The 25,685-nt window shown below is 73.4% G+C and carries 26 protein-coding genes and 1 tRNA gene; 11 read left to right on the top strand and 16 right to left on the bottom strand.

Annotated elements, in window-relative coordinates:
• Window positions 1–117: 117 nt before the first annotated feature.
• Window positions 118–1,818, top strand: coding sequence for a glycosyl hydrolase family 18 protein (locus tag ACZ6KO_RS12470; protein WP_469303482.1), 1,701 nt, complete (start codon window positions 118–120; stop codon window positions 1,816–1,818).
• Between the two features lie 104 nt (window positions 1,819–1,922).
• Here the strand turns inward: ACZ6KO_RS12470 and ACZ6KO_RS12465 are convergent, their stop codons facing one another.
• Together ACZ6KO_RS12465 and ACZ6KO_RS12460 are read right to left on the bottom strand one after the other, a co-directional pair.
• Window positions 1,923–2,309: a hypothetical protein gene (locus ACZ6KO_RS12465; RefSeq protein WP_469303480.1), complete on the bottom strand. Its 387-nt coding sequence runs from the start codon at window positions 2,307–2,309 to the stop codon at window positions 1,923–1,925.
• Window positions 2,310–2,454: 145 nt separating this feature from the next.
• A complete protein-coding gene (locus tag ACZ6KO_RS12460; protein ID WP_469303477.1) occupies window positions 2,455–4,182 on the bottom strand; it encodes a putative bifunctional diguanylate cyclase/phosphodiesterase in 1,728 nt (575 codons plus the stop codon).
• A 453-nt stretch (window positions 4,183–4,635) separates the two neighbouring features.
• On the opposite strand from ACZ6KO_RS12460, the gene ACZ6KO_RS12455 reads away from it, so the two are divergent.
• Window positions 4,636–5,877: a M6 family metalloprotease domain-containing protein gene (locus ACZ6KO_RS12455; RefSeq protein ID WP_469303474.1), complete on the top strand. Its 1,242-nt coding sequence runs from the start codon at window positions 4,636–4,638 to the stop codon at window positions 5,875–5,877.
• A gap of 55 nt (window positions 5,878–5,932) precedes the next feature.
• Here ACZ6KO_RS12455 and ACZ6KO_RS12450 read toward each other — a convergent pair.
• The 4 genes from ACZ6KO_RS12450 to ACZ6KO_RS12435 form a co-directional block, all read right to left on the bottom strand.
• A tRNA-Lys gene (locus ACZ6KO_RS12450) sits at window positions 5,933–6,006 on the bottom strand.
• A gap of 18 nt (window positions 6,007–6,024) precedes the next feature.
• Window positions 6,025–6,615, bottom strand: coding sequence for a bifunctional DNA primase/polymerase (locus ACZ6KO_RS12445; RefSeq protein ID WP_469303471.1), 591 nt, complete (start codon window positions 6,613–6,615; stop codon window positions 6,025–6,027).
• 164 nt (window positions 6,616–6,779) lie between these two features.
• Window positions 6,780–7,115, bottom strand: a complete 336-nt coding sequence (locus ACZ6KO_RS12440) for a hypothetical protein (protein ID WP_469303469.1) — start codon at window positions 7,113–7,115, stop codon at window positions 6,780–6,782.
• A gap of 81 nt (window positions 7,116–7,196) precedes the next feature.
• Window positions 7,197–7,745, bottom strand: a complete 549-nt coding sequence (locus ACZ6KO_RS12435; protein WP_469303467.1) for an NADPH-dependent FMN reductase — start codon at window positions 7,743–7,745, stop codon at window positions 7,197–7,199.
• Window positions 7,746–7,855: 110 nt separating this feature from the next.
• On the opposite strand from ACZ6KO_RS12435, the gene ACZ6KO_RS12430 reads away from it, so the two are divergent.
• A complete protein-coding gene (locus tag ACZ6KO_RS12430; RefSeq protein ID WP_469303465.1) occupies window positions 7,856–8,338 on the top strand; it encodes a MarR family winged helix-turn-helix transcriptional regulator in 483 nt (160 codons plus the stop codon).
• Between the two features lie 6 nt (window positions 8,339–8,344).
• Here ACZ6KO_RS12430 and ACZ6KO_RS12425 read toward each other — a convergent pair whose 3' ends face one another.
• Genes ACZ6KO_RS12425 through ACZ6KO_RS12410 form a run of 4 tightly spaced genes read right to left on the bottom strand, consistent with a single transcriptional unit; the run spans window position 8,345 to window position 13,185 of the window.
• Window positions 8,345–9,682 carry an AAA domain-containing protein gene (locus ACZ6KO_RS12425; RefSeq protein WP_469303463.1) on the bottom strand — a complete coding sequence of 446 codons (1,338 nt, stop codon included), beginning with the start codon at window positions 9,680–9,682 and terminating at the stop codon, window positions 8,345–8,347.
• A complete protein-coding gene (locus ACZ6KO_RS12420) occupies window positions 9,679–11,262 on the bottom strand; it encodes a hypothetical protein (protein WP_469303460.1) in 1,584 nt (527 codons plus the stop codon). The genes ACZ6KO_RS12425 and ACZ6KO_RS12420 overlap by 4 nt, the downstream gene beginning before the upstream one ends.
• Entirely contained in the window at window positions 11,250–12,425 is a 1,176-nt protein-coding gene (locus tag ACZ6KO_RS12415; protein WP_469303458.1) for a hypothetical protein, read from the bottom strand. Before ACZ6KO_RS12415 ends, ACZ6KO_RS12420 begins: the two co-directional genes overlap by 13 nt.
• On the bottom strand, window positions 12,367–13,185 hold the full coding sequence (locus tag ACZ6KO_RS12410; RefSeq protein WP_469303455.1) for a phosphatase PAP2 family protein: 819 nt from the start codon (window positions 13,183–13,185) through the stop codon (window positions 12,367–12,369). The genes ACZ6KO_RS12415 and ACZ6KO_RS12410 overlap by 59 nt, the downstream gene beginning before the upstream one ends.
• Before the next feature lie 119 nt (window positions 13,186–13,304).
• Here ACZ6KO_RS12410 and ACZ6KO_RS12405 point away from each other — a divergent pair, with 119 nt between their 5' ends.
• Window positions 13,305–13,901 (top strand): histidine phosphatase family protein, encoded by a 597-nt coding sequence (locus ACZ6KO_RS12405; RefSeq protein ID WP_469303454.1) that lies wholly within the window; start codon window positions 13,305–13,307, stop codon window positions 13,899–13,901.
• A gap of 37 nt (window positions 13,902–13,938) precedes the next feature.
• Here the strand turns inward: ACZ6KO_RS12405 and ACZ6KO_RS12400 are convergent, their stop codons facing one another.
• On the bottom strand, window positions 13,939–15,249 hold the full coding sequence (locus ACZ6KO_RS12400) for a tetratricopeptide repeat protein (protein ID WP_469303452.1): 1,311 nt from the start codon (window positions 15,247–15,249) through the stop codon (window positions 13,939–13,941).
• 238 nt (window positions 15,250–15,487) lie between these two features.
• Here ACZ6KO_RS12400 and ACZ6KO_RS12395 point away from each other — a divergent pair, with 238 nt between their 5' ends.
• Together ACZ6KO_RS12395 and ACZ6KO_RS12390 are read left to right on the top strand one after the other, a co-directional pair.
• Window positions 15,488–15,892: a hypothetical protein gene (locus tag ACZ6KO_RS12395; protein WP_469303450.1), complete on the top strand. Its 405-nt coding sequence runs from the start codon at window positions 15,488–15,490 to the stop codon at window positions 15,890–15,892.
• A gap of 95 nt (window positions 15,893–15,987) precedes the next feature.
• Complete coding sequence (locus ACZ6KO_RS12390) at window positions 15,988–16,863, top strand: spermidine synthase (protein ID WP_469303447.1); 876 nt, start codon at window positions 15,988–15,990, stop codon at window positions 16,861–16,863.
• 72 nt (window positions 16,864–16,935) lie between these two features.
• Here the strand turns inward: ACZ6KO_RS12390 and ACZ6KO_RS12385 are convergent, their stop codons facing one another.
• Complete coding sequence (locus tag ACZ6KO_RS12385; RefSeq protein ID WP_469303444.1) at window positions 16,936–17,481, bottom strand: hypothetical protein; 546 nt, start codon at window positions 17,479–17,481, stop codon at window positions 16,936–16,938.
• Window positions 17,482–17,560: 79 nt separating this feature from the next.
• On the opposite strand from ACZ6KO_RS12385, the gene ACZ6KO_RS12380 reads away from it, so the two are divergent.
• The 4 genes from ACZ6KO_RS12380 to ACZ6KO_RS12365 all read left to right on the top strand — a co-directional run bounded on the left by ACZ6KO_RS12380 (window position 17,561) and on the right by ACZ6KO_RS12365 (window position 20,911).
• Complete coding sequence (locus tag ACZ6KO_RS12380) at window positions 17,561–18,250, top strand: response regulator transcription factor (protein ID WP_469303441.1); 690 nt, start codon at window positions 17,561–17,563, stop codon at window positions 18,248–18,250.
• A gap of 52 nt (window positions 18,251–18,302) precedes the next feature.
• Window positions 18,303–19,676 carry a HAMP domain-containing sensor histidine kinase gene (locus ACZ6KO_RS12375; RefSeq protein ID WP_469303438.1) on the top strand — a complete coding sequence of 458 codons (1,374 nt, stop codon included), beginning with the start codon at window positions 18,303–18,305 and terminating at the stop codon, window positions 19,674–19,676.
• Between the two features lie 152 nt (window positions 19,677–19,828).
• A complete protein-coding gene (locus ACZ6KO_RS12370; protein WP_469303435.1) occupies window positions 19,829–20,542 on the top strand; it encodes an NADPH-dependent F420 reductase in 714 nt (237 codons plus the stop codon).
• 66 nt (window positions 20,543–20,608) lie between these two features.
• Window positions 20,609–20,911, top strand: coding sequence for a hypothetical protein (locus ACZ6KO_RS12365; protein WP_469303433.1), 303 nt, complete (start codon window positions 20,609–20,611; stop codon window positions 20,909–20,911).
• 45 nt (window positions 20,912–20,956) lie between these two features.
• Here the strand turns inward: ACZ6KO_RS12365 and ACZ6KO_RS12360 are convergent, their stop codons facing one another.
• Complete coding sequence (locus tag ACZ6KO_RS12360) at window positions 20,957–21,478, bottom strand: MarR family winged helix-turn-helix transcriptional regulator (RefSeq protein WP_469303431.1); 522 nt, start codon at window positions 21,476–21,478, stop codon at window positions 20,957–20,959.
• A gap of 168 nt (window positions 21,479–21,646) precedes the next feature.
• Between ACZ6KO_RS12360 and ACZ6KO_RS12355 the strand changes: the two genes are divergently transcribed.
• Window positions 21,647–22,528: an NAD(P)H-binding protein gene (locus ACZ6KO_RS12355; protein ID WP_469303902.1), complete on the top strand. Its 882-nt coding sequence runs from the start codon at window positions 21,647–21,649 to the stop codon at window positions 22,526–22,528.
• Between the two features lie 16 nt (window positions 22,529–22,544).
• On the opposite strand, the gene ACZ6KO_RS12350 is transcribed toward ACZ6KO_RS12355, so the two are convergent.
• From ACZ6KO_RS12350 to ACZ6KO_RS12340, 3 genes are read right to left on the bottom strand one after another with little or no spacing between them, the layout of a single operon-like run.
• Window positions 22,545–23,888 (bottom strand): GH1 family beta-glucosidase, encoded by a 1,344-nt coding sequence (locus ACZ6KO_RS12350; RefSeq protein WP_469303429.1) that lies wholly within the window; start codon window positions 23,886–23,888, stop codon window positions 22,545–22,547.
• Window positions 23,885–24,709, bottom strand: coding sequence for a carbohydrate ABC transporter permease (locus tag ACZ6KO_RS12345; RefSeq protein ID WP_469303426.1), 825 nt, complete (start codon window positions 24,707–24,709; stop codon window positions 23,885–23,887). Before ACZ6KO_RS12345 ends, ACZ6KO_RS12350 begins: the two co-directional genes overlap by 4 nt.
• The gene (locus ACZ6KO_RS12340) at window positions 24,706–25,683 is read right to left on the bottom strand and encodes a carbohydrate ABC transporter permease (RefSeq protein WP_469303422.1); all 978 of its coding nucleotides are present in this window, start codon (window positions 25,681–25,683) and stop codon (window positions 24,706–24,708) included. The genes ACZ6KO_RS12345 and ACZ6KO_RS12340 overlap by 4 nt, the downstream gene beginning before the upstream one ends.
• Window positions 25,684–25,685: the final 2 nt, after the last annotated feature.

Raw genomic sequence — 25,685 nt, 5'->3', positions numbered from 1 at the left:
GCCACGAGTGGTCTAGTCCTTATTTGGTTCAAACCATTGACGCGGTGTTCACGTGATCGCTATCACTGCTTCCACCCGGGCTGTCACATCCTCCCCTCCCACATCCGGAGGCTGTTCATGCACATTCGTAAACCCCTTGTCGCGGCCGCCGCCACGGCCGCGCTCGCCGCCGGAGCACTGGCCGCGTTCGCGGGTCTCGGCACGGCCGCCGCCGCCGACTCCACCGCGGGTACGACCGCCGCCGCGGGCGGGGTGCGCATCGCGTACTACGACCAGTGGAGCGTGTACGGCAACGCCTTCTATCCCAAGCACCTCGACACCCGGGGCATCGCGGGCAAGCTGGACGTCATCAATTACTCGTTCGGCAACATCCACCCCACCGAGCTCACCTGTTTCGAGGCGAACAAGGCCGCCGGCGACGACAACAACCCCAACGCCGGTGACGGCGCGGGTGACTCGTACGCCGATTACCAGAAGTCCTTCAGCGCGGCCGACAGCGTCGACGGCGTCGCCGACAAGTGGGACCAGCCGATCGTGGGCGTCTTCAACCAGTTCAAGGAACTGAAGGCCAAGTACCCCCACCTGAAGATCAACATCTCGCTGGGCGGCTGGACGTACTCCAAGTACTTCCACGACGCGGCCAAGACCGACGCCTCCCGCAAGAAGTTCGTCGCCTCCTGCATCAAGCAGTACATCAAGGGCGACCTCCCGGTGGAGGGCGGCTTCGGCGGCCCCGGCACCGCGGCCGGCATCTTCGACGGCATCGACATCGACTGGGAGTACCCGGGCTCCTCCGGCGGCCACCTGGGCAACCACTACGGCCCCGAGGACAAGGCCAACTTCACCCTCCTGCTGGCGGAGTTCCGCAAGCAGCTCGACGCCGAGGGTGCGGCGGGCGGCGGCAAGAAGTACCTGCTGACCGCGGCCCTGCCGGCCGGCCAGGACAAGATCAAGTACATCGAGACCGACAAGATCGGCCAGTACTTGGACTACGCCAACATCATGACGTACGACATGCACGGCGCCTGGGACGGCGACGGGCCGACGTACCACCAGTCCCCGCTCTACCCGTCGGCGGCCGACCCGACCGACCCGATCGCGCCGGGCACCGAGAAGTACTCGATCGACAACGCCATCGACTCCTGGATCGACGGCAACCCGGCGTACGGCATCACGGGCGGCTTCCCGGCGAACAAGCTGACGCTGGGCTACGAGTTCTACTACCGCGGCTGGAAGGGCGTGCCCGCCGGCACCACCAACGGCCTCGCGCAGAGCGCCACCGGCGGCTCGGGCGCCCGTCCGCTGAGCCAGCAGGCCGGCATCGCGCACTTCAAGGAGCTCGGCGGCATCGTCGACAACCCGGCGACCACCTTCTGGGACGACCAGTCGAAGTCCTCGTACTTCTACAAGGACGGCGAGTTCTTCACCGGCCTGAACCAGAAGTCGATCCAGGCGCGCGTCGACTACGGCAAGCAGCGCGGCCTGGCCGGCGCGATGATGTACTCCCTGCTCGGCCTGGACAACAACATCACGCTGCTGAACCAGATCAACACCGCGCTGGGCGGCACCACGGTCCCGCCGACCACGCCTCCCACGACCCCGCCGACCACGCCTCCGACCACCCCGCCGACGACTCCGCCGACGACCCCGCCCACGGGCTGCGGCTCCACGCCGGCGTACGTCGCGGGCACCGTCTACACCGGCGGCAGCGAGGTCGCCCACAACGGCCGCAAGTACAAGGCCCAGTGGTGGACGCAGAACGAGACGCCGGGCACCACCGGTGAATGGGGTGTCTGGAAGGACCTCGGCGCCTGCTGATCCCCCCACCCCGCGCCGAGCGACGCCTCCGCCCCGCCCCGGATTCCGGGTGCGGGGTGGCGGTGTGTCACACGACTGCCGGATGCTCCGGACCGTGAGCGGGCTCAGACGAAGTACAGGAGCTGGACCCTGATCGAGAGGTCCGCGGACCAGCGCGATTCCACGCGGACCATCACGCGCTGCCCGTCCAGGGGCACCACGCTGTGCAGGCTGATGACCGCGTCTCCCATGATGGGCTTGCCGCTGCCGGGGGTGAACTCCGTGACGCTGGCGAGCACCATCGCGAAGGCTCCCCCGAAGCCGGGGGCGTTCAGCACCCTGTCGAAGACGCCTCGGCCCCGGAGGTCGTAGTAGTAGGCGGCCAGCTCCGGACCCAGTTGTGCCGTGCCCGGGCCCCCGCCGGTGGGCTCGATCCCCTGCTCGGATCCGGCCGTCGCCGCGCTGCCTGCCGTGCTCCCGGTCGCGGGTTCACGGAGATCGCTGTGAGACATGTCCGTTCCCTTCGGTGAGGAGGGATGTTCCGCTTTCCCTTCTCAGGGTGGGCCGGATCCGTCTCGCCGCGACCCCCGAAATGTGGGGATGGACAGGCCGCCGGGGAGCCGCCACGCGCGCCCCGTACCGCCCGTACCGCCCCGGCTACCCCTTGGCCGGGGCGACGGCCTCCCGGGTGACGATCATCTCCGCGATCCGTTCCGGTGCCACCGCCCGGGAGTACAGCCAGCCCTGGCCCGTGTCGCAGCCGACGCGCCGCAGCCGGGCCGCCTGCCCCGCCGTCTCCACGCACTCGGCGGTGACCGTCAGCCCCAGCCGGTGGGCGAGCTGGACCATGGCCTCGACGATGGTCTCGTCGGCCGGGTTGGGGTGCGTGCCCTCCTCGTAGCGGAAACCGCGGACGAAGGAGCCGTCCAGCTTGAGCACCGAGACCGGGAGCCGGCTCAGGTACGCCAGGTTGGAGTAGCCGGTGCCGAAGTCGTCGATGGCGATGCGCACGCCCATGTCGCTGAGCGCCTGGAGGGCCTGGAGCGGGCGCCCGGCCGAGCCCATCACCGCCGACTCGGTCAGCTCCAGCTGCAGCAGCTGCGGGGCGAGGCCCGTCTCCGCGAGGATCTCCGCGACGTCGCCCACCAGGTCGGAGTCCCACACCTGGCGCACCGCCACGTTGACGGACACGAACACCGGCGAGTCGCTGGGGTGCTCGATCTGCCAGCGCCGGGCCTGCCGGCAGGCCGTACGCAGCACCCACTGCCCCAGCTGGACGATCGACCCGTCCTCTTCCGCAATTCCGATGAACCGATTCGGCGTCAGCATGCCGAACTGCGGGTGGTTCCAGCGCACCAGGGCCTCCACCCCGCGCACGGCCCCGCTCTCCAGGTCCACCAGCGGCTGGTACTCCAGCTCGAACTCGCCCCGTTCGACCGCCGGCCGGAGGGTGGAGGACAGGGCCTGGCGGGTCATGCGGTGCGCGTTGCGCTCCGGGTCGAAGAGGGTCCAGCGGGCCTTGCCGTCCGCCTTCGCCCAGTACAGCGTCGTGTCCGCGGCCTGCATCAGCCCCGTCGCCGAGGTCCCCTCCGTCGTCCGCTCCACCACCCCGATCGACGCCGACACCGACAGCCGCTGCCCGGCCAGGTCGAACGGCTCCTGGACGGCGGCCAGGACGGACCGGGCCAGGTCGGCCAGCTGCTCGGTGCCCGTGGAGTCCTCCACCAGCAGCGCGAACTCGTCCCCGCCCAGCCGCGCCACCAGGTGGCCGCCCGTGCGCCCGTACCCCGACTGGTCGGCGCACGTCGTCAGGCGTGCCGCCACCGCCGTCAGCAGCCGGTCGCCCACCCGGTGCCCGAGCGTGTCGTTGACGGCCTTGAAACCGTCCAGGTCCAGGTAGCACAGCCCGATCCGGCCGGTGCCGCCGTGCTCGTACGAGGAGGACTCCAGGGCGGCCGAGAGCCGTTCGAAGAACAGCGCCCGGTTGGGCAGCCGGGTGACCGGGTCGTGCATCTGGAGGTGCCGCAGCCGGGCCTGGAGGTCGCGCCGGTCGCTGATGTCCGCGACCGACAGCAGCACGTCACGGCTGCCGGGTACGGGCCCCAGCGTGACCTCGGTCCACACCGAGTGCCCGTCGGGGTGCTTGAGCCGGCGGGTGCAGCGCAGCCGCGCCTGCCGGCCGCGCAGCACCTCCCGGTACGCCTGCCAGGTCCGGGCCTCGGCGGCCAGGTCCACGAGCTCGGCGGCCCGCTGCTCGACGAGCGCGTGCGGCTCGGTGCCCAGCAGCGTGGCCAGCGCGTCGTTGGCCGCGACGACGAATCCGTCCCGGTCGACGACGGCCATCGGGAGGTGGGCGGCGTTGAACGCGGCCCGGTAGTCGCGCATTTCGGAGCCGCTCCGGGACGGCCCTGCCGCCATCGGAGTGTAACGCTCCGTAGTGGCCGGACGGAAGCTGTCGGCCGCCGAACCGGTTCCCTCTGAGGTTCCGCTCACCGCTCGCTCCCGCAGTTCTCGTGATGGCCGCGCAGGAAAGTGTGCCGATCATAGAGGCACCCGCACGGGCCTATCCAGCGGCGTCGCCGTCCGTGGGGCGGCAGTTCGTCAGCGTGACGGTACGGGCGGGGGGTGCTGCCCGATCGTTTCTGCACGCCTCTGAGCAGGCAAACTCCGCAGCTGATCCCAGGTGATCGGTCGTGACGTTCTGTAGGCGAGACGTGAAGGCCGGGGGTCATCGGCGCGCCCGTCCGCTCACTCGCGTGGGGCAGCGGAACAGGACATATGGCAGTAAGTCGCCGCAAGGTGGAGGAGTTATCGCAAAAACCACCACCGGAGGTCGATGTGCCGCGACAGCAGACACCCGGGGGAGTGGAGCGTGACCGCGACCGCGCCCGCAGCGCCGCGGCCGCCCTCACCTCCCTGACGGCACTCGCCGCCATGTCTCTCGTCGCGGGGCCCGCGGTCGCCGACTCGGGGGCCGGGCCCTGCGCCCTCACCCGTACGGCGGCACACCACTCCCTGGGTCTGGACACCTGGAACCGTGCCTACCCCCAGCCCGTGCGCACCCTGAACGCGGTCATGGTGTTCCTCTCCTTCCCCGACGCCGGGCCGCGGGTCACGCCGAAGGAGCTGACGGGCGACTACTTCCCGGTGACCAGCGAGTTCTTCGAACGCGCCTCGTACGGGAAGTTCAAGCTGGTGCCGCACCCGCAGCCGGAGTGGGTCCAGATGCCCAAGCCGTCCACCGCGTACGGGATACAGCGCGACTGGGCCCCGGAGGACCGGGCGGCCTACCTGCGCGACGCGGTCGCCACCGCGGACGAGAAGGTCGACTTCTCGGCGTACGACGTCGTCTACTTCGTGGCCGACCCGGACGCGCCGGGGGTGGACTCCGACGCCACCAAGGTCGTCAACTTCGACCGTCCGATCCGGGCGGACGGCACGGACCTGCGGCGCATCGTGACCGTCTTCGAGCAGCACCCGCCCGACCGCAACGTCCTGGCCCACGAGACGGGCCACGTCTTCGACCTGCCCGACCTCTACCACCGGCCGACGGACGGCAAGGGGGACTGGGACACGTACGTCGGGGACTGGGACGTCATGGGCAGCCAGTTCGGCATGGCCCCGGACCTGTTCGGCTGGCACAAGTGGAAGCTGGGCTGGCTGGGCGCGGCGCAGGTGGACTGCGTGCAGAACGGCTCCTCGCTGCACACCCTGGTCCCGCTCGGCGAGGCCCCGCCGCGGGGCGGCAGCGGCGGGACCCGGCTGGCGGTGGTCCGTACCGGCCCGGGCAGCGCGATCGCCGTCGAGGCGCGGGGCTCCGCCGGCAACGACGGGGAGACGTGCACGGAGGGCGTGCTGGTCTACCGGGTGCGCAACGAGGCGGCATCGGGCGGCGGCCCGATCGAGGTCCTCGACGCGCACCCGGAGTCGGAGGCCTGCTGGGACCGCTCGGTGTACCCGCCGCTGGCGGACGCGCCGCTGGAGGTGGGGGAGTCCTACGCGGTGCCGGGCGAGCGGATCCGGATCGAGGTCGCGGACCGGACGCGGTCGGGCGCGTACACGGTGAAGATCACGACGTAGCCGGTGGACAGACGAACAAGGCCCCCTTCTCGCGAAGGGGGCCTTGTTTTTGTCGTGCGCCGCCAGGGACTCGAACCCCGGACCCGCTGATTAAGAGTCAGCTGCTCTAACCAACTGAGCTAGCGGCGCCTGCTGACGTGGTAGACATTAGCATCCGGACCGGCGGAACGAAAAATCGATATCCGCAGGTCCGCGGTGGCGGTCGCTCCGACCGGCCTGGCCGGCCAGGCCGGGCCGACCGGGCCGTCCTGCCCGTCCGGCGCGGACGCAGGCCCACAGCAGGGCCTCGGGGCCGGGCAGCCAGGGGGTGCGGCTGTCGGGGGCCACCAGCCAGCGGGAGGGGCCGGGCGTGGCGGTGAGCGCCGGGACGGTCACCGCGTCCCCGCGGCCGTGGCACAGCGGGCTGGGGACGTCGTCCTCCCACTCCTCCCAGCGCAGCAGCGAGGGCAGCCGGTCGGCGGTGCCGGGTTCGGCGAGGAGCAGCATCCGCCCCCGGTGCACGGCCACCGGCCCGGACCCGGGCCCCTCGTTCCACAGCAGGTCCAGCATCCGCCGCCCGAACACGACGGGCACGTTGACGACGTCGAACACGGTCCCGCACGGCAGCACGGCGGGCGCGCCGGGCCGGGCCTGCCAGAGGGCGAGGGTGCTGCGGGGGTACGGCGCGGCCGAGGCGAGCCAGGCGGCGCCGTCCGGGGTGACGTGGGGGCGCGTGTCCGTGGTCAGCATCGTCGTCATACGGACCAGGTCTACCGGGCGTGCCGGGTCGCTTGCGCAGAGTTGCGCAAACGGAGGACACCGCCCCCCGGAATGCGCTATGGCCCCGCCGACGTGTGAGGAGCCGGGGGTCTCCGGACGGAATCCGGGGGAGGTCCCGGGGAGGCCCGGGGGCGGGGTCCCCGCTATTCGGGGTCCGACGCCCCGCGGAGAAGGGCTTCGCCGAACTCGATCATCTTGCGCGCGTAGTCCTCCGTCCACTCCGCCCGCTCGGCGATCGCGGCCGCCGGCACCCGGTCGAAGCGGCGCGGATCCGCCAGCTGTGCGGCGGCGATCGCCTGGAACTCCACCGCCCGGTCCTGCGCCGCCCGGAACGCCAGCGTCAGTTCGGTCGCACGTGCCAGCAGCTCGCCCGGGTCCTCGATCGACTCGAGGTCGAAGAAGTGCTCGGGGTCCGCGGCGGCCTCCGCGGGCTCGAAGAGCAGCGGCGCGGGCCGCAGCCTCCGCTCGGGCTCTGCCATGCCTGTCCTCCTACGTCGGTGCCGGCTTTCCGGGCCATCCACCATTGTCCAACCCCGCGCAAGACCACCCCCGTGAGGTCCCTACGCCTCCGCGGCCAGCTTCGCCAGCTCGTCGAGCAGCTCGGTGACCTGGCCGCCGAGGCCCTCCGGGGCCTGGAAGGCGCCGTCCGCGACCAGCGTGTGGATGCCCGCCACGGCCGGGGCCTGCGCGGCCGTACGGGTGCCGATGCGGTCCAGCACGGTGCGGATCATCTCGGCGGCCGGCGCGCCCCCGGTCGGCCCCGCGCTGTAGCTGACGAGGCCGACGGCCTTGCCCTTCCACTCCTTGTAGAGGTAGTCGACGGCGTTCTTCAGCGCGGCGTTGAAGCTGCCGTTGTACATCGGCATGACGAACAGCACGGCGTCCGCCGACTGCACCAGCGCGCTCCAGTCCTTGGTGTGCTGGTGCGTGTAGACGCCGGTGGCCGGCTGCTCCGGCTCGTCCAGGAGCGGCAGGGCGATCTCGCCGAGATCGGCGGGGGTCACGGCGAAGCCGTCGTGCGCACGCGCGGTCTCGGTGACCCAGGCGGCGAGGGGGCGGCCGAGGGAGGTGGGGCGGGTGCTGGTGGACAGGACGAGCAGACGCGGCATCGCGCGGCCTCCGATAGGGAGTAGTAGTTGACGTGTCACTGATCAAAGCGGGCACTGTGTGATGTGTCAACTAGGTAGATGACGTGTCACCCAACGGCTACAGTCTCCGCATGACGGAACCCGCGCCGACCGCCGAGCCCGCCTGGCTCACGGAGTCCGAGCAGCGCGCCTGGCGAGCCTGGCGCCGGATGTTCCCCCTGGTCAACGCACGGATCGCCCGCGACCTCGGCCAGGACAGCGCACTCTCCGAAGCCGACTACGACGTGCTGTCCGTCCTCAGCGAGAGCCCCGGTCGCCGCCGCCGCGTCAGCGACCTCGCCGAACGCATGCTCTGGTCGCGCAGCCGGCTCTCCCACCAGATCACCCGGATGGAGCTGCGCGGCCTCGTCCGCCGCGAGGAGGTCGCCTGCGACGGCCGCGGCGCCGAGGTGGCGCTCACCGAGGCCGGGCTGCGGACGGTCACCGAGGCCGCCCCGCCCCACGTGGCCTCCGTACGCCGGCACCTGATCGACCTGCTCACCCCCGCCCAGATGGAGGCCCTGACCCAGCTCGGTGACGCCATCACCGAGCGGCTGGTGGAGGAAGGGCCCTGACGAGCCTCACGGCCGCCACGTCACCCGGTGTTCCGCCAGGTGCGCCAGCACCGAGTGGTTGGCCTCCCAGCCGTCCGGGAACTTCACCGTCACGCCCAGCTGCACCGGTTCCGTCGACGGGTGGTCGTCCAGCAGGTCCGCGATGCCCGCCCGGGCCACGACCACGCACGCGTGCCGGTGCCGGGACGCCAGCACGCACAGCCGGCCCGTCTCCAGGTGGAAGGCGGTCGCGTCCGGGCGGCCGGACAGCGGGTGCAGCACCACCGTCAGGTCGTACTCGCGGCCCTGCAGCCGGTTCGCGGTGTCCACCGTGACGCCCGTGACCCCGAGCTCGGCGAGCGCCGCGCGGACCGCCGAGGCCTGGTCGCGGTGGGCCGTGCCGACCGCGATCCGGTCCGCCGACAGCGGCCGCGGGTCCGGGGACTGCTCGTCCGCCGTCACCGCGCCGCGGTCCAGCGCGCGCCGTACGACCAGGGCGACCGCCCGTACCGCCTCCGGATCCGTGCGCGGGGTGTGCCGCGCGGGCAGCTCCAGCAGGCCCCAGCCCGCCTCCGCCGCCTCGTCCAGGACCCGGTCCGGGCCCGAGCCGTCCGAGGCCACGCCGTACGACAGCCGCCGGTCGCCGTGGCCCGTACCGCTGCGGAACGGGGTGTACGGGTAGAACGCGCCGGACACCAGGGGCGCCGCCGACGCCGGCAGCCGCCAGGACACCGGCAGCCGGTGCTGCGGCAGGTGCGGATTGTGCGCCAGGAGCGTGGAGACCGCGCTCGCCGACGGGTCGTACGACAGCCCCGCCCACTGCTCGGCGCCGACCACGCTGAACGGGTCCAGCTGCCCCGGGTCGCCCACGAACAGCGCCCGCTCGAACAGCCCGGCCACGGCAAGCAGCGCGTCCGAACGCATCTGGTACGCCTCGTCGACGATCGCGTGCTCCCAGGGCTCCACACCCTGCGTGTGCGCCCACTTGGCGGCTGTGGAGATCACGATCGGCAGCCCGGCCAGATCGCCCGCCTTGGCCGAGAGGGTGACCGAGGGCAGCTCGCGCAGCGCCGGGTCGTACGCGTCGCCGTCGCTGCTGTGCAGCCGGCCCACCTTCAGCTCCGGGTCCTTCTGCGCCAGCCGCAGCACCAGATCGTCCACCTGCGCGTTGGTCTGCGCGACCACCATCAGCCGGCGGCCGGCCCCGGCCAGTTCACGGGCGGCCCGGACCACGAGCGTGGACTTGCCGGCGCCGGGCGGGGAGTCGACGACCACTCCCCGCTCGGTGCCGTGGAGCGTGTCATCGAGGATCGCCTCGGTGGCCCGAGCGGCGGCGGTGCCCGGGTCGAACGCGGTCGCGGTCACAGGATGTCCTCGTCGGTCACGGCGTCAACGGGGTGGGGGAAGAGCGTGGCGGCAGGCGACCCGGGCGGGCCGCCGTGGGTCCACGGCGTGTTCTCCGGGTCCGGCAGCTTCGGGCCGCCCCGGGCGTCGTGCTCGAACAGCGTCCAGCACAGCCGGTCGCCCTTCTCCGGCACCGAGCCCGGCTCCGGCTCCCGGCCGCGGCCCATCCGGTCCAGCAGCCGCAGCACCAGCTGCCCGTCCTCCTCGAAGCGGACGAACTCGGCGGCCTGCGTCCGGCCGTCGAGCACCCGGAACACCTTGCCGCCGCCGGCCTCCGCCAGCTGCGGGGTGTCCTCCGTGGCGACCGTCACCAGCGGGCGCGGACTGGGCCGCTTCGACTCCGTCCACGCCATCACCACCTCGGTGACCTCGCCCGCGAACGCCTCGCCCGCCAGCCGCCGGCCCGCCATCACCAGCGGGTCGTCCAGCGCCTCCTGGGCGTCCAGGCGGACCTGCTCGGTCTCGCGCGTGGCCAGCTTCTGCGCCGCCGTCACCGCGTCGTCGCGGCGCGGCTGCGGCGGCTCACCCGCCCGCACCCGGTCCCGGTGACCGGTGTAGGACCAGCGGTCGCGCGTCCAGCGCTCCTCGGCCCGCTCGCCCGGCCGCAGCGTGCGCATCAGGTCGACGGCCTCCCACACCGACCACCAGGTGTTCGCCATCTGCGCCACGACCAGGCGCCGGATCGCCCGCTCGGCCAGCCGCACCGGGTCCGCGTCGCGCGGCTGCCCGCCAACCCGGGCCGCGTCGAACTTCGCCATCGCCGGGGCCAGCAGCTTGTTGTCGAAGGCCGGGTCGGTGGCCGGACCGGCCGGCGGCACCAGCAGCTGGCCGTCGGCGTCCCGGCCGTGCTCGGCGCGCAGCGCGGCCTCCGCCCCGGAAGCACCCTCCGGGGGATCTATCCAGGCCAGCAGCGAGCCCAGGTGCTGGTCCTCCAGGTTGCTCTGCCCGGTCGCCCAGTGCCGCGCCAGCAGATCGGTCGCCGACAGCAGCATCGAGGAGCCCGGCACCCGCGCGCGCTCGCCCAGGTGCGTGAACCAGCGGCCCAGCAGCGGCACCTGGGTGGGCGCCGGGTAGGGGTTGTCCGGGTCCTCCTCCGCCGTCCGCCGGAACCGCATCGACCGGCCCAGCAGCCGGACGTACTCGATGCCCGCCCGGCTCGGCACGATCAGCTGCGGCGCGTCCACGCACAGCTCGGTCTCCACCTTGACCCGCTTGCCCGTCTCCGGGTCGGTCTCGGTGCGCTCGGCCGGCTCCACCACGTCCGCGTACCCGTCGAGGTACGGCATGACCCGCGCCGCGAGGTCCGCCAGGAACTCCCAGCGCAGGTCCCGGTCGCGCGGCTGCGGTACGACGAGGATCCGCGGGTCGTGCCGGTCGGTGCCGACCATCGCGCCCAGCGGCGCGCCGGCCTCACCGGCCGTGGTCAGCGGCACGAACACCAGCGGCTCCGCGCCGATGTGCCGGTGCCGGACGGTCGCCAGCGGCTGGGCCCGGCCCGCGCGCACGGCCTCCAGCCGGGCCAGCGTGTTCAGCAGGGGCATTCGACGGCCTCCGGCACCTCGTACGGATCGGCGGCCGCGATCTCCAGGGCCTCCGCGCGCAGCCGGGCCGCCCGGTACAGCGCGGCGGCGGTCGGGTCGTCCCCGGCGCCCTCCCCGCAGGCGGCGGCGAGGGCCTCGCCGACGGTGGTCAGCGCCCCCAGCTCGCCCCGGACCGAGCGGCCCAGCGCGGTGACGGTGTCGGCGGCGCGCGCCGCGGAACGGCAGTGGAAGGCCAGCTCGCACGAGGCCAGGCACTCCGGCGCGTACACCGCGTCGACCGCGGCCACCGCCTCGGTCAGCTCCTCGGCGGGCCGGGCCACGTCGAAGCTCAGGCCCGCGGGCAGCGCGGCGGCCAGCTCCTCGACGCGGGTGAGCCGGTCCAGCTGGCGCCGGGTGACGGAGCGCTGCTTGCGGACGTCCATGGCGGCCGCGGTGGGCAGGTTCGAGAAGTCCTTGGGGCAGACCAGCAGCGCCGTGTGCCCCACCCGCGCCTGCGGCAGCAGGTCGGCGGTCTTCTCCAGGGCCAGCACGTAGACGGCGGCCTGGCGGGCGGCGGCGCCGACCTTCGCCGCGTCCGCCGCCCCGTCGATCATCGGGAAGGACTTGATCTCGACGACCGTCCAGCGGCCGTCGGGGTGCACCACCACGGCGTCCGGCTCCAGATAGGCGGGGGTGCCCGCCACCTCCAGCGCCAGCATCGGGTGGTCCAGCAGGGTCCACGCGCCCTCGTCGCGGCCGGCCGCGGTGGCCTCGCGCAGCGCCAGCGCCGTACGGGCCGCGCGGCCCTCGGGGCCGGCGGCGGTCAGGTCGGGGACGCGGGCGCCCCGGCCGGGCGGCTCGGCCCCGGCGCCGAGGTGCTCGTGGACCAGGCGCAGCAGCTCCGCCCCGCCGTCGCCCTTCACCTTGGCCTCGAAGGAATTGCCGCGGATCATCGCGAACTGCGACTGGCCGAAGGCCGCGGGCGAGCCCAGGGCCGAGGCCAGCGCGGTCTTGTCCACACCGGCCCCGTCCAGCAGGGCGCGTCTGCCGCAGCCGGGGTTGGCGGCGAGCGCCGCCAGCGCCCGGGCGTCGAGCGGGCGGGGCGGCACGGCGGGGCCGCGCAGGTCAGCGAGCCGCTGCCGGAGAGTCGTCTGCGGAGGGCCGCTGGGCGGGTAGGAGCTCACCCGCGGAAGTGTCCCATCCGCCACTGACAATCGTGGGGCCGCGGCGGAAAACGATCCGCCGGGCCAGCAGATAGCCGGCTCCCATGACCGCCGCGCCCGCGACCGCGTCGAAGAAGTAGTGGTTGGCCGTCCCCATCACGACCAGGGTCGTGACCAGCGGATACGCCACGGCGAACGCCCGCACCAGGGGGCGGCGGCCGTACGTCCACAGCAGGACGCCGCACCACAGCGCCCAGCCGACGTGCAGGCTCGGCATGGCGGCGTACTGGTTGGTCAACGAGCCCATCCCGCGCGGTGCGCTGGCCTCCGCGCCCCACCAGCCGTACCCGCTGTACTGCGCCATCGTGTCGCTGAACCCGTGCGCCGCGTCCAGCAGCCGCGGCGGGCAGGTCGGCATCAGCGTGAAGCCGATCAGCCCGAGCAGCGTGGACGCCACCAGCCAGGTGCGCGCGAGCCGGTAGTGGGCGGGCCGGCGGCGGTAGAGCCAGACCAGCACGGCCGGGGTCACCAGGTAGTGCAGCGAGGCGTAGACGAAGTCGGCGGGTACGCCCAGCCAGGCCTGGTCGGTGAACAGCCGGTTGAGGGGCCGTTCGAAGTCCATCCCGAGGGCGCCCTCGGAACGCAGGATCGCGAGCCCGTGGTCGACGGCGAGCTGCACGTCGCCGCGGGCGAGGAGTCTGCCGCCCGAGTACGCGGCGTAGACGAGCCCCAGGAGCAGCAGTTCGGCCCACCAACGGGTGGGCCGGGGCCTTTGAGTCATACGGTGTAAGACGCACGTATGTACGGACGGGTTGCCTGGTGTTCCCGTGATGGATGATGGTCGGACGATACAACCGGCGATTACCGGCCATAACCGGCACGAACCTGGGAGAAACGCACATGGCCCCCCGCATCCTGCTGGCCCGCCACGGGCAGACCGCGTGGTCGCTGTCCGGCAAGCACACGGGCCGCACGGACGTCCCCCTGCTCGAGGAGGGCCGGCGCGGCGCGAGGCTCCTCGGCGAGCGGCTCGCCAAGGACCCGTGGGCGGGGCTGCCGGGCGTCGAGGTGCGCACCAGCCCGCTGCTGCGGGCGAGCGAGAGCTGCGACCTCGCCGGCTTCGGCGCCCGCGCCGAGCCCTGGGACACGCTGATGGAGTGGGACTACGGCGACTACGAGGGCATGACCCCGGCCGAGATCCAGGCCGTCCGCCCCGGCTGGCTGATCTGGCGCGACGGCGTCCCCGGCGGCGAGTCGGTCGCCGACGTCGCCGCCCGCGCCGACGAGGTCGTGCGCTGGGCCCGTGCGGCCGAGCAGGACGTCCTGGTCTTCGCGCACGGCCACATCCTGCGCACCCTGGCGGCCCGCTGGCTCGGCCTGGACGCCTCCTTCGGCGCGCGCATCCGGCTGGACCCGACCTCCCTGTCCGTCCTGGGCTGGGCGTACGGGGAGCCGGCCCTGGAGCGCTGGAACGACACGGGCCACCTGGACGCGTGACCGCGGCCGCCCCGCCCGCGCGAGGGCGGGGCGGGGCTCAGACCGAGGCGTGCCGGGCCAGGAAGTCGCAGACGCGCGGCGAGCGCTGGTGCGGGACCAGGGTCTGCGCGGTGCCCGCCAGCAGCGACCGCACCCGGGTGGACTGCACCTCGGTGAGCAGGTCCAGCACCCGGCCGCCGGCCCAGGCGGCCTCGTCGGGGGCGCCCGCGCGGGCCAGGTCGTCGGCGAGCTCGGCGGTGTACAGCGCGACATTGCGCGCGAAGTGCGGGTCCTGGAGGTCGGCCGCCCTCCGGGCGTGCCGGGCGGCCCGGCCGTACTCGCCCAGCTCCGCCCAGCACTTGGCCTCCAGCGACTCCAGCTCCGCCTCGCCGAAGAAGGACATCCACTCCGGATCGGCCTCCTCCGCGCCCCGCGAGAAGTGCGTGTGCGCCCGGCTCAGCGCGTCCTCGCAGGACGAGCGGTCCGCCAGCCCCGCCCAGCCGCCCGCCTCCCGCAGCGAGAGCAGCGACAGCAGCCGCGCCGAACCCAGCCCCCGCGCCGCGCGCTGCCCGGCCTGGGCGGCGCGGACCGCCTCGCGCGGCCGCCCGCAGTCCCGGGCCAGGAAGGCCGTGTTGCAGAAGGCGTGCGCCTCCAGGCCCGCGTCCCCGGCGACCCGGGCCGTGGCCAGCGCCTCGGCGTAGTGGGAGCGGGCGTCGTCGAAGCGGCTCGAGTCGTGCGCCAGCCAGCCCACCGAGAGGGCGAGTTCGCCGGCGCCCGCGTGCAGCCGGTCCTCCGTCGACTGCCGGGCGGCCCCGGCGTCCAGCAGTGCGTACGCGGCGCGCAGCGGCTCGGCGGCCCTGCGGTAGAGGGCGTCGGCGCCGTGCCGGTCGTCCAGCAGCCGGATCTGGCGGACGGCGTCCTCCACCGCGGCCACCTCGGCCTCCCCGGCCCGCGCGGGAGGGGGGCGGTGGTCACCGAGCAGGCTGAAGTTGAGCGTCGCGGCGGCCACGGTCGCCGAGCCGCCCGCCATGAACGCGCGACGCAGCACGTCGCTCTCCTTGGAGGGGTGGGGGGTGGGGGACGGGGCGGCCGGGACGCGGGCCGAGCGGCCGCGCACCGCCTCGCGCGGGGCGAAACCGAGGTCGCTCAGCGTGCGGCCGGGGAACAGGTGCAGGAACACCCGCTCGTAGGCGTAGTTGGGGCAGCGGATCTCGCCGGACTCGACCCGGCCGATGTAGCGGGGGTCGCAGGAAACCGTTTCTCCGATTTCCTTCGCCGCCCTGCGCACCAGGGCGGCGAACTCGGCGGGCGAACGCTGCCCGCGCAGCCGGCGGAACGTGGCGTTCGGTGCGTGGGGGGACGCCGCCATGGACCTGGCCTCTCTGGCGAGGAAGGGTGCCGGTGACGGGTGGGGTCCGGCGCGCATGAACGTACCGCCGACGCCGGTGGCTCCACACGGTGTTTGGCTACAAAACGGATATCTCACCCACGATCCGCCATGAAGTGCCATCCTTTGCGGCGTTCTCGCGCCGCCACCGTTGACGTTCCGGTGCGTTGAACCATGCGGACTCGAGCATCAAGGAGGGGTTCCCTTGTTGGAGGGTGGCATGGAGAGCAGTGGAACGAGCACCGCGCCCGAGCCTGGCGCGACCCCGACCCCGGCCCCGGATCTGGTGACCGTGCCCACCCGGCAGGGACTGGAGGCGGTGGACATCATCCTCCGCGCCTCCCCGACCCCGGCCGCCGGCGTCGGTCCCGTGCTCCACGACGGATCCGGCGACACCCTCGGCTTCCTCGTCCCGCCCGGCACCGCCGACGCCTGGGACATGCCGGGCAGCGCGTGTACGCAGACCAACGGGCGCGGCATGCGCTTCGGCGACGCGCCCGCCGCCGGCCCCACCGCCTGGCTGTTGCCGCCGGAGGTCACCGGCGGTCTGACCGACCCGGAGGTGCTGCGCGCGGCCCTCGGCGAGGCGGCCCGCCTGATCGAGGCGGCGGACGGCTGCCACTGACCTCGCACCGGCGCCGGCGCCGGGGATCGCCCCGGCACCCGCCGCTGCCCCGCCGCCGTCCCGCCGCCGCGAGGGCCCGGCTCTGACCAGCGATAATGGGGGGCGTGGCAAAGGGCAGGAGAAGTGGAAAGGCGGCGGCCGCCGAGACGGTCGTGGGACAGGTCGACGGCGGTACGGCCGAGCTGGTCCCCGACCGGGAGCGAGCCCGCGCGTTCACGCTGCTGATCGACGGCGCCCCGCAGTCCCACGTGGACCTCGGCGATCCGGCCCACCTGGACTTCGCCTACCAGCGCCGGATCGGGCACCTCGTCGACCTCGCCGCCCCGGCCCGGCAGCCGCTGAACGTGGTGCACCTGGGCGGCGGTGCCTTCACCCTGGCCCGCTACACCGCGGCCACCCGGCCCCGGTCCGCCCAGCAGGTCGTGGAGATCGACGCGGGCCTGGTGGCCTTCGTACGGGAGCACCTCCCGCTGGATCCGCAGGCACGGGTACGGGTCCGCGCCGTCGACGCCCGGGCCGGACTCGCCAAGGTGCCGGACGGCTGGGCGGACCTGGTGATCGCGGACGTGTTCAGCGGGGCGCGCACCCCGGCGCACCTGACCAGCACCGAGTTCCTGGACGACGTACGGCGGGCGATGGCGCCCACCGGGTGGTACGTCGCGAACCTCGCCGACGGCGCGCCGCTGGCCCACCTGCGCGGGCAGATCGCGACCGCGGCGGTCCGCTTCGAGCGGCTGGCGCTGGCGGCGGACCCGGTCGTCCTCAGGGGGAAACGTTTCGGCAATGCCGTGCTGGTGGCTTCCGACCGCGAGCTCCCGGTGGCCGAGTTCACCCGCCGGGTGGCCGGCGACCCGCACCCCGGCCGGGTGCTGCACGGCCGCGACCTGGCGGACTTCACGGGCGGCGCGGCCCCCGTGGCCGACGCCTCGGCGGTGGCCTCGCCCGCACCGCCGCCGTCGGTGTTCCGGTAGTCCAGGTCCCGGTCCCGGGTCAGGTCCAGGGCCAGATCCCGGGCCAGATCCCGGCCGGCCCGCTCCGTCCCCTCAGCGCTCGTCGAACTCCACCAGCGGCGGGTGGTCGTGCCAGGTGCAGAAGACGGAGGACTCGCGGCCGTCACGGGTGAAGGTGACCCGGATCATGAACGGCTGCTTCCACACCTGCATCCGCCATCCGGCCGCCGGGGTCGCCGAGACCAGCTCCGCCGAGGTGGCGCCGAGGTCGAAGACCACCCGGCCGCCGGGGACCGTGTAACCCTTCACATCGCCCGTGCCCTCCTTCGCCGGCCCGCCGCCGTACGGCTGCTGGCTCGGCGAGGGCTTCGCGGCGGCCGGCGGCCGGGACGAGGCGGACGCGGACGGCGAGGCGGAGGGGGCCGGCGCCGAGGGCGTGGCCGGGCCGGGTGAGGCGGACGGAGCCGGGGGCCGCGTGCCCTGGGTGGCCGAGGACAGCGCCTGCGTCGTGAGCGGAACGGCGAGCGGCCGGTCGTACGCCGTACCGGACATGACCGTGTGCACGCCCCACCACGACAGCGTCACCGCCGCCCCGGTGGCCAGTGTCCAGGCGAAAGCGTGTACCAGTCCTCGTCGCATCAGGGCACATACTGCACCACGCGTCGCAGAGGTGGACCGCCACCCCGCGCGGTCCCCCGAATGGCGTACGGTGCCGCCCATGGCAAGTGTGCTCGTGGTCGAGGACGACCAGTTCGTACGTTCCGCCCTCATCCGGCACCTCACCGATGCCTCCCACACAGTGCGGAGCGTCGGTACGGCCCTGGAGGCCCTGCGCGAAGTCGCCCACCACCACTTCGACGTGGTCATCCTGGACCTCGGGCTGCCCGACCTGGACGGGTCGGAGGCGCTGAAGATGCTGCGCGGCATCACCGACGTCCCGGTGATCATCGCGACCGCGCGGGACGACGAGACGGAGATCGTCCGGCTGCTCAACGCCGGCGCCGACGACTACCTGACCAAGCCCTTCTCCGTGGAACACCTCTCCGCCCGGATGGCCGCCGTACTGCGCCGCGCCCGGGCCGCCGCCGGGGCCGAACCCCCCTCGCGCGTGCTGCGGGTCGGCGGGCTGGCCATCGACCCGCTGCGCCGTCTCGCGGAGCTGGACGGGGCCGTACTGGACCTGACCCGGCGCGAGTTCGACCTGCTGGCCTTCCTGGCCGGGCGGCCCGGGGTGGTCGTGGCGCGGCGCGAGCTGCTGGCGGAGGTCTGGCAGCAGTCGTACGGGGACGACCAGACGATCGACGTCCATCTGTCGTGGCTGCGGCGCAAATTGGGCGAGACGGCCGCGAACCCCCGCTATCTGCACACCCTGCGGGGCGTCGGGGTCAAACTGGAGCCACCCGCGTGAGCGGGGCGGGCGTCATGGGGAGGGCCGGCGCGGCGGGCGGGGGGCGCGTGCGATGAGATGGGCCCTGGTCAAGGTGTGCCTCGCGGTCACCGCCATGGTGGTCGTCGCGTTCGCCGTACCGCTGGGGATGGTCGTCCAGGAGATGGCCAGCGACCGGGCGTTCTCCAACGCCGAGCGGCAGGCCGCCACCATCGGGCCCACCCTGTCCATCACCACCGACCCGCAGCAGCTGCGCAAGGCCGTGGAGTCCACCCAGATGGGCGCTGCCGAGCGGATGGCCGTGCACGTGCCGGGGGTCGGCGGGGCGGCCGCGGTGACCATCGGCAGGGCCCGGGCGGCCGCCGGTGACGTGGCCCGCACCCGCGAGTACGGGCGGGCCACCACCGCCTCGGTGCCGGGCGGCGGCTCGGCGCTGCTCCAGCCCACCGCCATCGGTACCGGCGACATCGCGGTCGTGGAGATCTTCGTACCGGAGAGCGAGGTCAGCAACGGCGTCACCACCGCCTGGCTGGTCCTCGCGGGCGTCGGACTCGCCCTGATCGTGGGTTCGGTGGCGGTCGCCGACCGGCTCGGCGCCCGCCTGGTGCGGCCCGCCGAGCGGCTCGCGGACGCCGCCCACCAGCTGGGCGAGGGCAGGCTCGGCGCGCGCGTGCCCGAGGCCGGGCCCAAGGAACTGCGGTCGGCCGCCGTGGCGTTCAACTCGATGGCGGACCAGGTCGTCGAACTCCTCGCCAACGAGCGGGAGCTGGCCGCCGACCTCTCGCACCGGCTGCGGACGCCGCTGACGGTGCTGCGGCTCAACGCGGCCTCCCTCGGGGACGGACCGGCCGCCGACCAGACCCGGGCGGCCGTCGAGCAGCTGGAGCGCGAGGTCGACACGATCATCCGGACCGCGCGCGAGCAGCGGCCGGCGACGCAGGGGGCCGGCGCGGGCTGCGACGCCTCCGAGGTGATCCGCGACCGGATGGACTTCTGGTCCGCGCTCGCCGAGGACGAGGGCCGCGAGGTGCGCCTCGCCGGCGTCGACCGGACGGTACGGATCCCGGTGGCCCGCCCGGAGCTCGCGGCGGCCCTGGACGCCATGCTCGGCAACGTCTTCCGGCACACCCCCGAGGGCACCCCGTTCGCGGTGGACGTGCACGACGCCGGGGACGCGGTCATCGTGCTGGTCTCCGACGCCGGCCCCGGGATCGCCGACCCGGACGCCGCGCTGCGGCGCGGCAACGACGGGGGCCGGGACGGTTCCACCGGGCTCGGGCTGGACATCGTCCGCCGGGTGGCGGAGTCGACGGGCGGCGACGTACGGATCGGGCGCTCGGTGCTCGGCGGCACCGAGGTGCGGGTGTGGATCGCACTGGACGGGCGCAGCCGGGGCGGTGCGGGCGGGCCGCAGGCGCGGCGGGGACGGCGCAAGCGACGGGGGTGAGGGGCCGACCCGGGCTGGGGGGGGGCGACGGGGCTGGCCCGGCTGGGGGGCCGACGGGGCCGAGGGGCGGGTTCACGGTACGGCGCGGTACCGGTTTCCACTCCGGCGTGGGCATCCTGGACTCGTCCGTCCCGCTCCAGAAGGAGTCCGCCATGCGTTACGCCGTCCTCGGCACCGGGATCGTCGGCCGGACCGTCGCCGCCAAGCTGGTCTCGCTCGGCCACGAGGTGGTCATCGGCACCCGCGACCCGGCCGCCACCCTCGCGCGTACGGAGACCGGCGAGACGGGCGTGGGCCCGTACGCCGTCTGGCAGGCCTCCCATCCCGACGTGACGCTCGCGCCCTTCGCCGGGGCCGTGGCGGCCGGGGAGGTGCTGGTGAACGCCACGGGCGGCCGGGTCAGCCTGGACGCGCTGGCCGCCGCCGACGCCGCCGACCTCGAGGGCAAGGTGCTGCTGGACATCGCCAACCCGCTGGATTTCAGCCACGGATTCCCGCCCGGACTGGACCCGGTGAACACCGACAGCCTCGGGGAGCGGATCCAGCGGACCTTCCCGGGCCTGCGGGTGGTGAAGTCCCTGAACACCATGAACTGCGCCGTCATGGTCGACCCGAGCCGGGTCGCGGGCGAGCACCACGTCTTCGTCTCGGGCGAGGACGCGGAGGCCAAGAAGACGGTGCGGGAGCTGCTGTACTCCTTCGGCTGGCCGGAATCGAGCGTGCTGGACCTCGGTGGCATCGAGTCCGCGCGCGGCACGGAGATGCTGCTGCCGATCTGGCTGCGCCTGATGGGCACCCTCGGGCACACCGACTTCAACTTCCACATCACGGGCGCGGGCGGCGGCGGGGCCTGGGGCGGCCACTGACGGGTGCGCAATTGTTGCCTCCCCTGGTGGGGCAGCCGAGGGTGGGCGTGACGGAAGGAGTCACGCATGAGAGTCATGCTCCGGGCCCACATCGACACCACCGCGGGTAACGAGGCCCTCCAGAACGGGTCGCTGCAGCGGACGATGGAGAAGCTGCTGAAGGCCGTCAACCCGGAGGCGGCCTACTTCGGCCTCTCGGAGGGCGTCCGCTCCTGCTGGATCGTCTTCGACATGGACGACAGCGCGACGTTGCCGCCGCTGCTGGAGGGCCTGTTCATGGAGCTGGGCGCCGAGATCGAGGTCGCCCCGGTGATGGACCGCGACGGTCTGGAGCGGGGCCTGAAGGCGATGGCGGCGGCCCAGGGCTGAGCGGCCGCGCGCACCGACGCACCCGCGCACCCGCGGACCCGCGGGTCAGGGGGTGCCGGGGGTGCCGGGGGCTGCGTGGGGGGTGTGGGAGAGGCGTTCGGCCTGCTCGCGGCCGACCGCGGCGGTGCGGTGGAGGTAGTCGGCGATGACGGCCAGTTCGGCGTCGGAGTAGCCGCTCAGGACCTCGCCGAACGCGCGCCCGGGGGTGTCCCAGGCGGTGGAGATGCGCGTGCGGGCGATGGGGGAGAGGGCCACCAGGGAACGGCGGCGGTCGTGGGGGTCCGCGTGCCGTTCGACGACGCCGGCCTTGACCAGGCGGTCGACGAGGCGGGTGGCGGAACCCGAGGTCAGGCCGGTCAGACGGGCGACGTCGCCGGTGCTGACGGGGCCGGGTTCGAGGTCGAGCAGGGCCACGCACTGCATGTCGGTGGGGTGCAGGCCGACGTGGTCGGCCATCGCCTGGTTGAAGACGGAGTAGTCGGCGTAGTGCTTCTGGCTCTCCGTGATGACGCGCGCGAGCAGCTCCGCGCGGCTCCATTCACCCGAACGGGGGGAATCGGTTGACATCGGCTTCTCCGTGCTCCAAATTTATCTGTGTGACGCAGAGAATGCGTCGCACAGAATCTGCGTCACGGAGATTGTAGCCGTGTCGCGTCCGATCACAAGGAGCCTTCCATGTCCCAGCCCTCCCTCCCGGCATCGCTCCCGTCCGCGTCCGCGTCTCCGTCCCGGTCTCTGTCCGCGTCATCCACGTCGTCGGCGTCGTCCGGGCCGTGTGTCCTGGTCACCGGTGGCCGCGGCGCCGTGGCCCGCGCTGTCGCCGCCCGCCTGGCCGAGCGCGGGGTCCCGTTCCGCCTCGGCTCCCGCGAGCCCGGGCCTCCCGGCGCGTCGGGTGCGTCCGGCGCCCCGGGCGCCGTGCATCTGGACCTGACCGATCCCGCCACCTTCCCGGCGGCCCTGGAGGGCATCCGCACGGTCTTCCTCTACGCCGAGGCGGCGGCGATCGACGCCTTCGTGAAGGAGGCCACCGCCGCCGGCGTCGAGCATGTCGTGCTGCTGTCCTCCTCCAGCGTCCTCGCCCCCGACGCCACCGAGAACGCCCTGGCCGCCTCCCACCTCGTGGTCGAGCAGGCCCTGCTCGCCTCGCCGCTGCGCACCACCCTGCTGCGCCCCGGAGCCTTCGCGAGCAACGCCCTCGGCTGGGCCTGGGCCATGAAGTCCGGGGCGGCCATCCGGCTGCCCTACCCCGGTGCGTACGCCGACCCGGTCCACGAGGCCGACATCGCCGACGCGGCCGTCGCCGTCCTCACCGACCCCGCCCTGGCCGGCCGGGCGTACACCCTCACCGGCCCGCAGTCCCTCACCTTCGCCACGCAGCTTGCGGTCCTCTCCGGCGTCCTCGGCCGGTCCGTCCCCTTCGAGACCGTCACCCCCGAGCAGTGGAAGGCCGACGTCGAGGGCTTCATACCCGGCCCCTATGCCGATGCCCTGCTCGCCCACTGGGCCGCCCAGGACGGGATCGCGACGCCGGTCACCGACGAGGTCGAGCGTCTGACCGGCCACCCCGCCCGCGCGTTCGAGACCTGGGCCGAGGACCACGTGGAGGCCTTCTCCTGACCCGCGACCCGGCGGCTCACAGCCGACCCGTGCGGGCCAGCCGGGCGTACCAGTGGGCGCTGGAACGGGGGGTGCGGACCTGGGTGGCGTAGTCGACGTGGACGATGCCGAAGCGCTTGCTGTAGCCGTAGGACCACTCGAAGTTGTCCAGCAGGGACCACAGGAAGTAGCCCTCGACCGGGGCGCCGTCCGACAGGGCCCGGTGGACGGCGGTCAGATGGGCCTCCAGATAGGCGATCCGCAGCGGGTCGTGGAGGTCGGCGGGGTAGGCCGCGCCGTTCTCCGTGACCATCAGCGGCAGGCCGGGGGCCTCCTTGGAGAAGCGCATCAGCAGGTCGTACAGGCCCGTCGGGTCGATGGACCAGTCCATGTCGGTCCGCTCGCCCGGAGGTTGGTGGAAGGCCACCGTCTCCGCCGCGGGCCAGGGAGAGTGGACGGTCGTGGCGTGGCCGTCCCTGCGGGGGCCGCCGCCGGCGGTGGCCGCCGAGACCACGGCGGGGCTGTAGTAGTTCACCCCCAGGAAGTCCAGGGGCTGCTGGATCAGGCTCTCGTCGCCCTCATGGACGAACGACCAGTCCGTCACGGTGGCCGTGTCGGTCAGCAGGTCGTCTGGATAGGCGCCGTGCAGGAGCGGTCCCGTGAAGACGCGGTTGGCCAGCGCGTCGATGCGGCGCCGGGCGTCCCGGTCGGCGGGGGAGGCCGTCAGCGGGCGGACCGCGCTCGGGTTGAGCGCGATGCCGACGTGGGCGGCGGAGGGCAGCGCCCGCGCCGCCAGGCCGTGGGCGAGGTTGAGGTGGTGTGCCGCGCGCAGCGCGTCCGCCGGGCAGGTCCGGCCCGGGGCGTGCACGCCCGAGGCGTAGCCGAGGAAGGCACTGCACCAGGGCTCGTTGAGGGTGCACCACAACCGGACCCGGTCGCCGAGCGCCGCGCCGACGTCCTGCGCGTACTGGGCGAAGGCGTACGCCGTCTCCCGTTCCGCCCAGCCGCCCGCGTCCTCCAGATACTGCGGCAGGTCCCAGTGGTACAGCGTCAGACAGGGCTCGATGCCGAACGCCAGCAGTTCGTCCACCAGGGCGTCGTAGAAGCCGATGCCGCCCGCCAGCACCCGTGGCCAGGAGACCGAGAAACGATAGGAGTTCAGATGGAGTTTTGCCATCAGGCGTACGTCCTGCCGCCACAGCCGGTGGTGGTCCACGGCGACGTCGCCCGTGTCACCGGCGTGTACCTTGCCCGGGGTGCGGCAGAAGGTGTCCCAGATCGACGGCCCGCGGCTGTCCGCGCCGCCCTCGATCTGGAAGGCCGCCGTGGCCGCGCCCCAGAGGAACTTCTCCGGGAAGGTCAGCGTCGTGGGTGTGCTCATCCCTTGATTGCTCCCTGCATGATGCCGCCCACGATCTGGCGGCCGAAGACGACGAAGACGAGGAGGAGCGGGAGCGTGCCCAGCAGCGCGCCCGCCATGATCACCGACTGGTCCGGGATATAGCCGCGGCCCAGGCCCGTCAGGGCCACCTGGACCGTGGGGCTGCCGTTCTGGGTGAGCGCGACGATCGGCCAGAAGAAGTCGTTCCAGGCCATGACGAAGGTCAGCATGCCCAGGACCGCCATCGCCGGGCGGGCCGCCGGGAAGACCACGTGCCACACGATCCGCAGCGAACTCGCGCCGTCCACCCGGGCCGCCTCCACCAGCTCCGCCGGGAGGACCTGAGTGAGGTACTGGCGCATGAAGAACACCCCGAAGGCCGAGACCAGCGAGGGGAGGACCACCGACTGCAGCTGATCGGTCCACGACAGCTTCGCGATCAGCATGTAGAGCGGCACCACGCTCAGCTGCGGCGGGATCAGCATGGTGGCGACCACCAGCATCAGCAGCAGCCGGCGGCCGCGGAACCGCAGCCGGGCGAACGCGAACCCGGCCAGGGTCGAGAAGAGGACCGTGCCCGCGGCGACCGTGCCCGCCACCACCACGGTGTTGAGCAGGGCCGTGCCCATGTTCGCGTCGTTCCAGGCCACGGTGAGGTTGCGGCCCAGGTTCCCGCCGAACCAGAACGGCGGCGGGGTCTGCGCCAGCCGCGTACTGGTCCGCGAGGCCGCGATCGCCGTCCACACCAACGGGAAGAGGGAGACCGCCGTGAAGAGACCGAGGACGAGATACGTCAGCCGGCTCGCGCGCAGGGAGTTCACCGCTCACCCCGCCCGCGCAGCAGTCGCGCCACTCCGGCGATCAGCAGCAGGATCAGGAACATCGTCCACGCGATCGCCGAGGCCCGCCCCAGGTGCAGGTTCACCCAGCCCTGCTCGTACAGGTACAGGCCCAGCGTCTGGAACTGGTGGTCCGAGCCGCCCGTCGCGCCCGCCCCGCCGTTGAACAGCAGCGGCTCGCCGAACAGCTGCGTCGCCCCGATCGTCGAGACCACGCAGGTGAACAGGATCGTCGGCCGCAGGCACGGCACGGTCACGTGGAAGAACTGCTGCCACCGGGAGGCACCGTCGAGCGCCGCCGACTCGTACAGCTCACCCGGCACCGCCTGCATCGCCGCCAGGTAGATCAGCGCGTTGTAGCCCGTCCATCGCCAGATCACGATCGTCGAGACCGCCAACTGTGAGGCGAGGGTGCCGTTCTGCCAGTCCACCGGCCCGAACCCGACCAGGTCCAGCGCCCAGTTCACCATCCCGTAGTCCCGGCCGAAGAGCAGCACGAAGACCAAGGTGGCCGCCGCCACCGAGGTCGCGTACGGGGTGAGGACGGCGACCTTGAAGAACGTCGAGCCGCGCAGCCGGTAGTTCAGCAGATGGGCCAGCCCCAGCGCGACCGCCAGCTGCGGCACCGTCGAGAGCAGCCCGATCGTCACCGTGTTGCGCAGCGCGTTCCAGAAGAACGCGTCGTCCAGCAGCCGGCTGAAGTTGCGCAGGCCCACCCACCGCATCGTGTCCGGATCGGTCAGCTCCACCTGGTGCAGCGCCGCCCAGCCCGTGTACAGCAGCGGGAAGAGCCCGAAGGCGGCGAAGAACAGGAAGAACGGCGCCACGAACGCGTACGGGCTCAGGCGCAGGTCCCAGCGGTAGCGCCGGGACCGCCATGCCCGGCCCGCCCGGCCCTCCCGCAGAGCGCGGGAGGACGTGGGCAGGACCGCGGTCCCCGTCGTCTCGTCGGCCATCG

The organism is Streptomyces sp. NPDC042102, from assembly GCF_055582305.1.
Note: the sequence above shows the minus strand (reverse complement) of the source record. Positions and strands in the feature narration are given on the sequence as shown.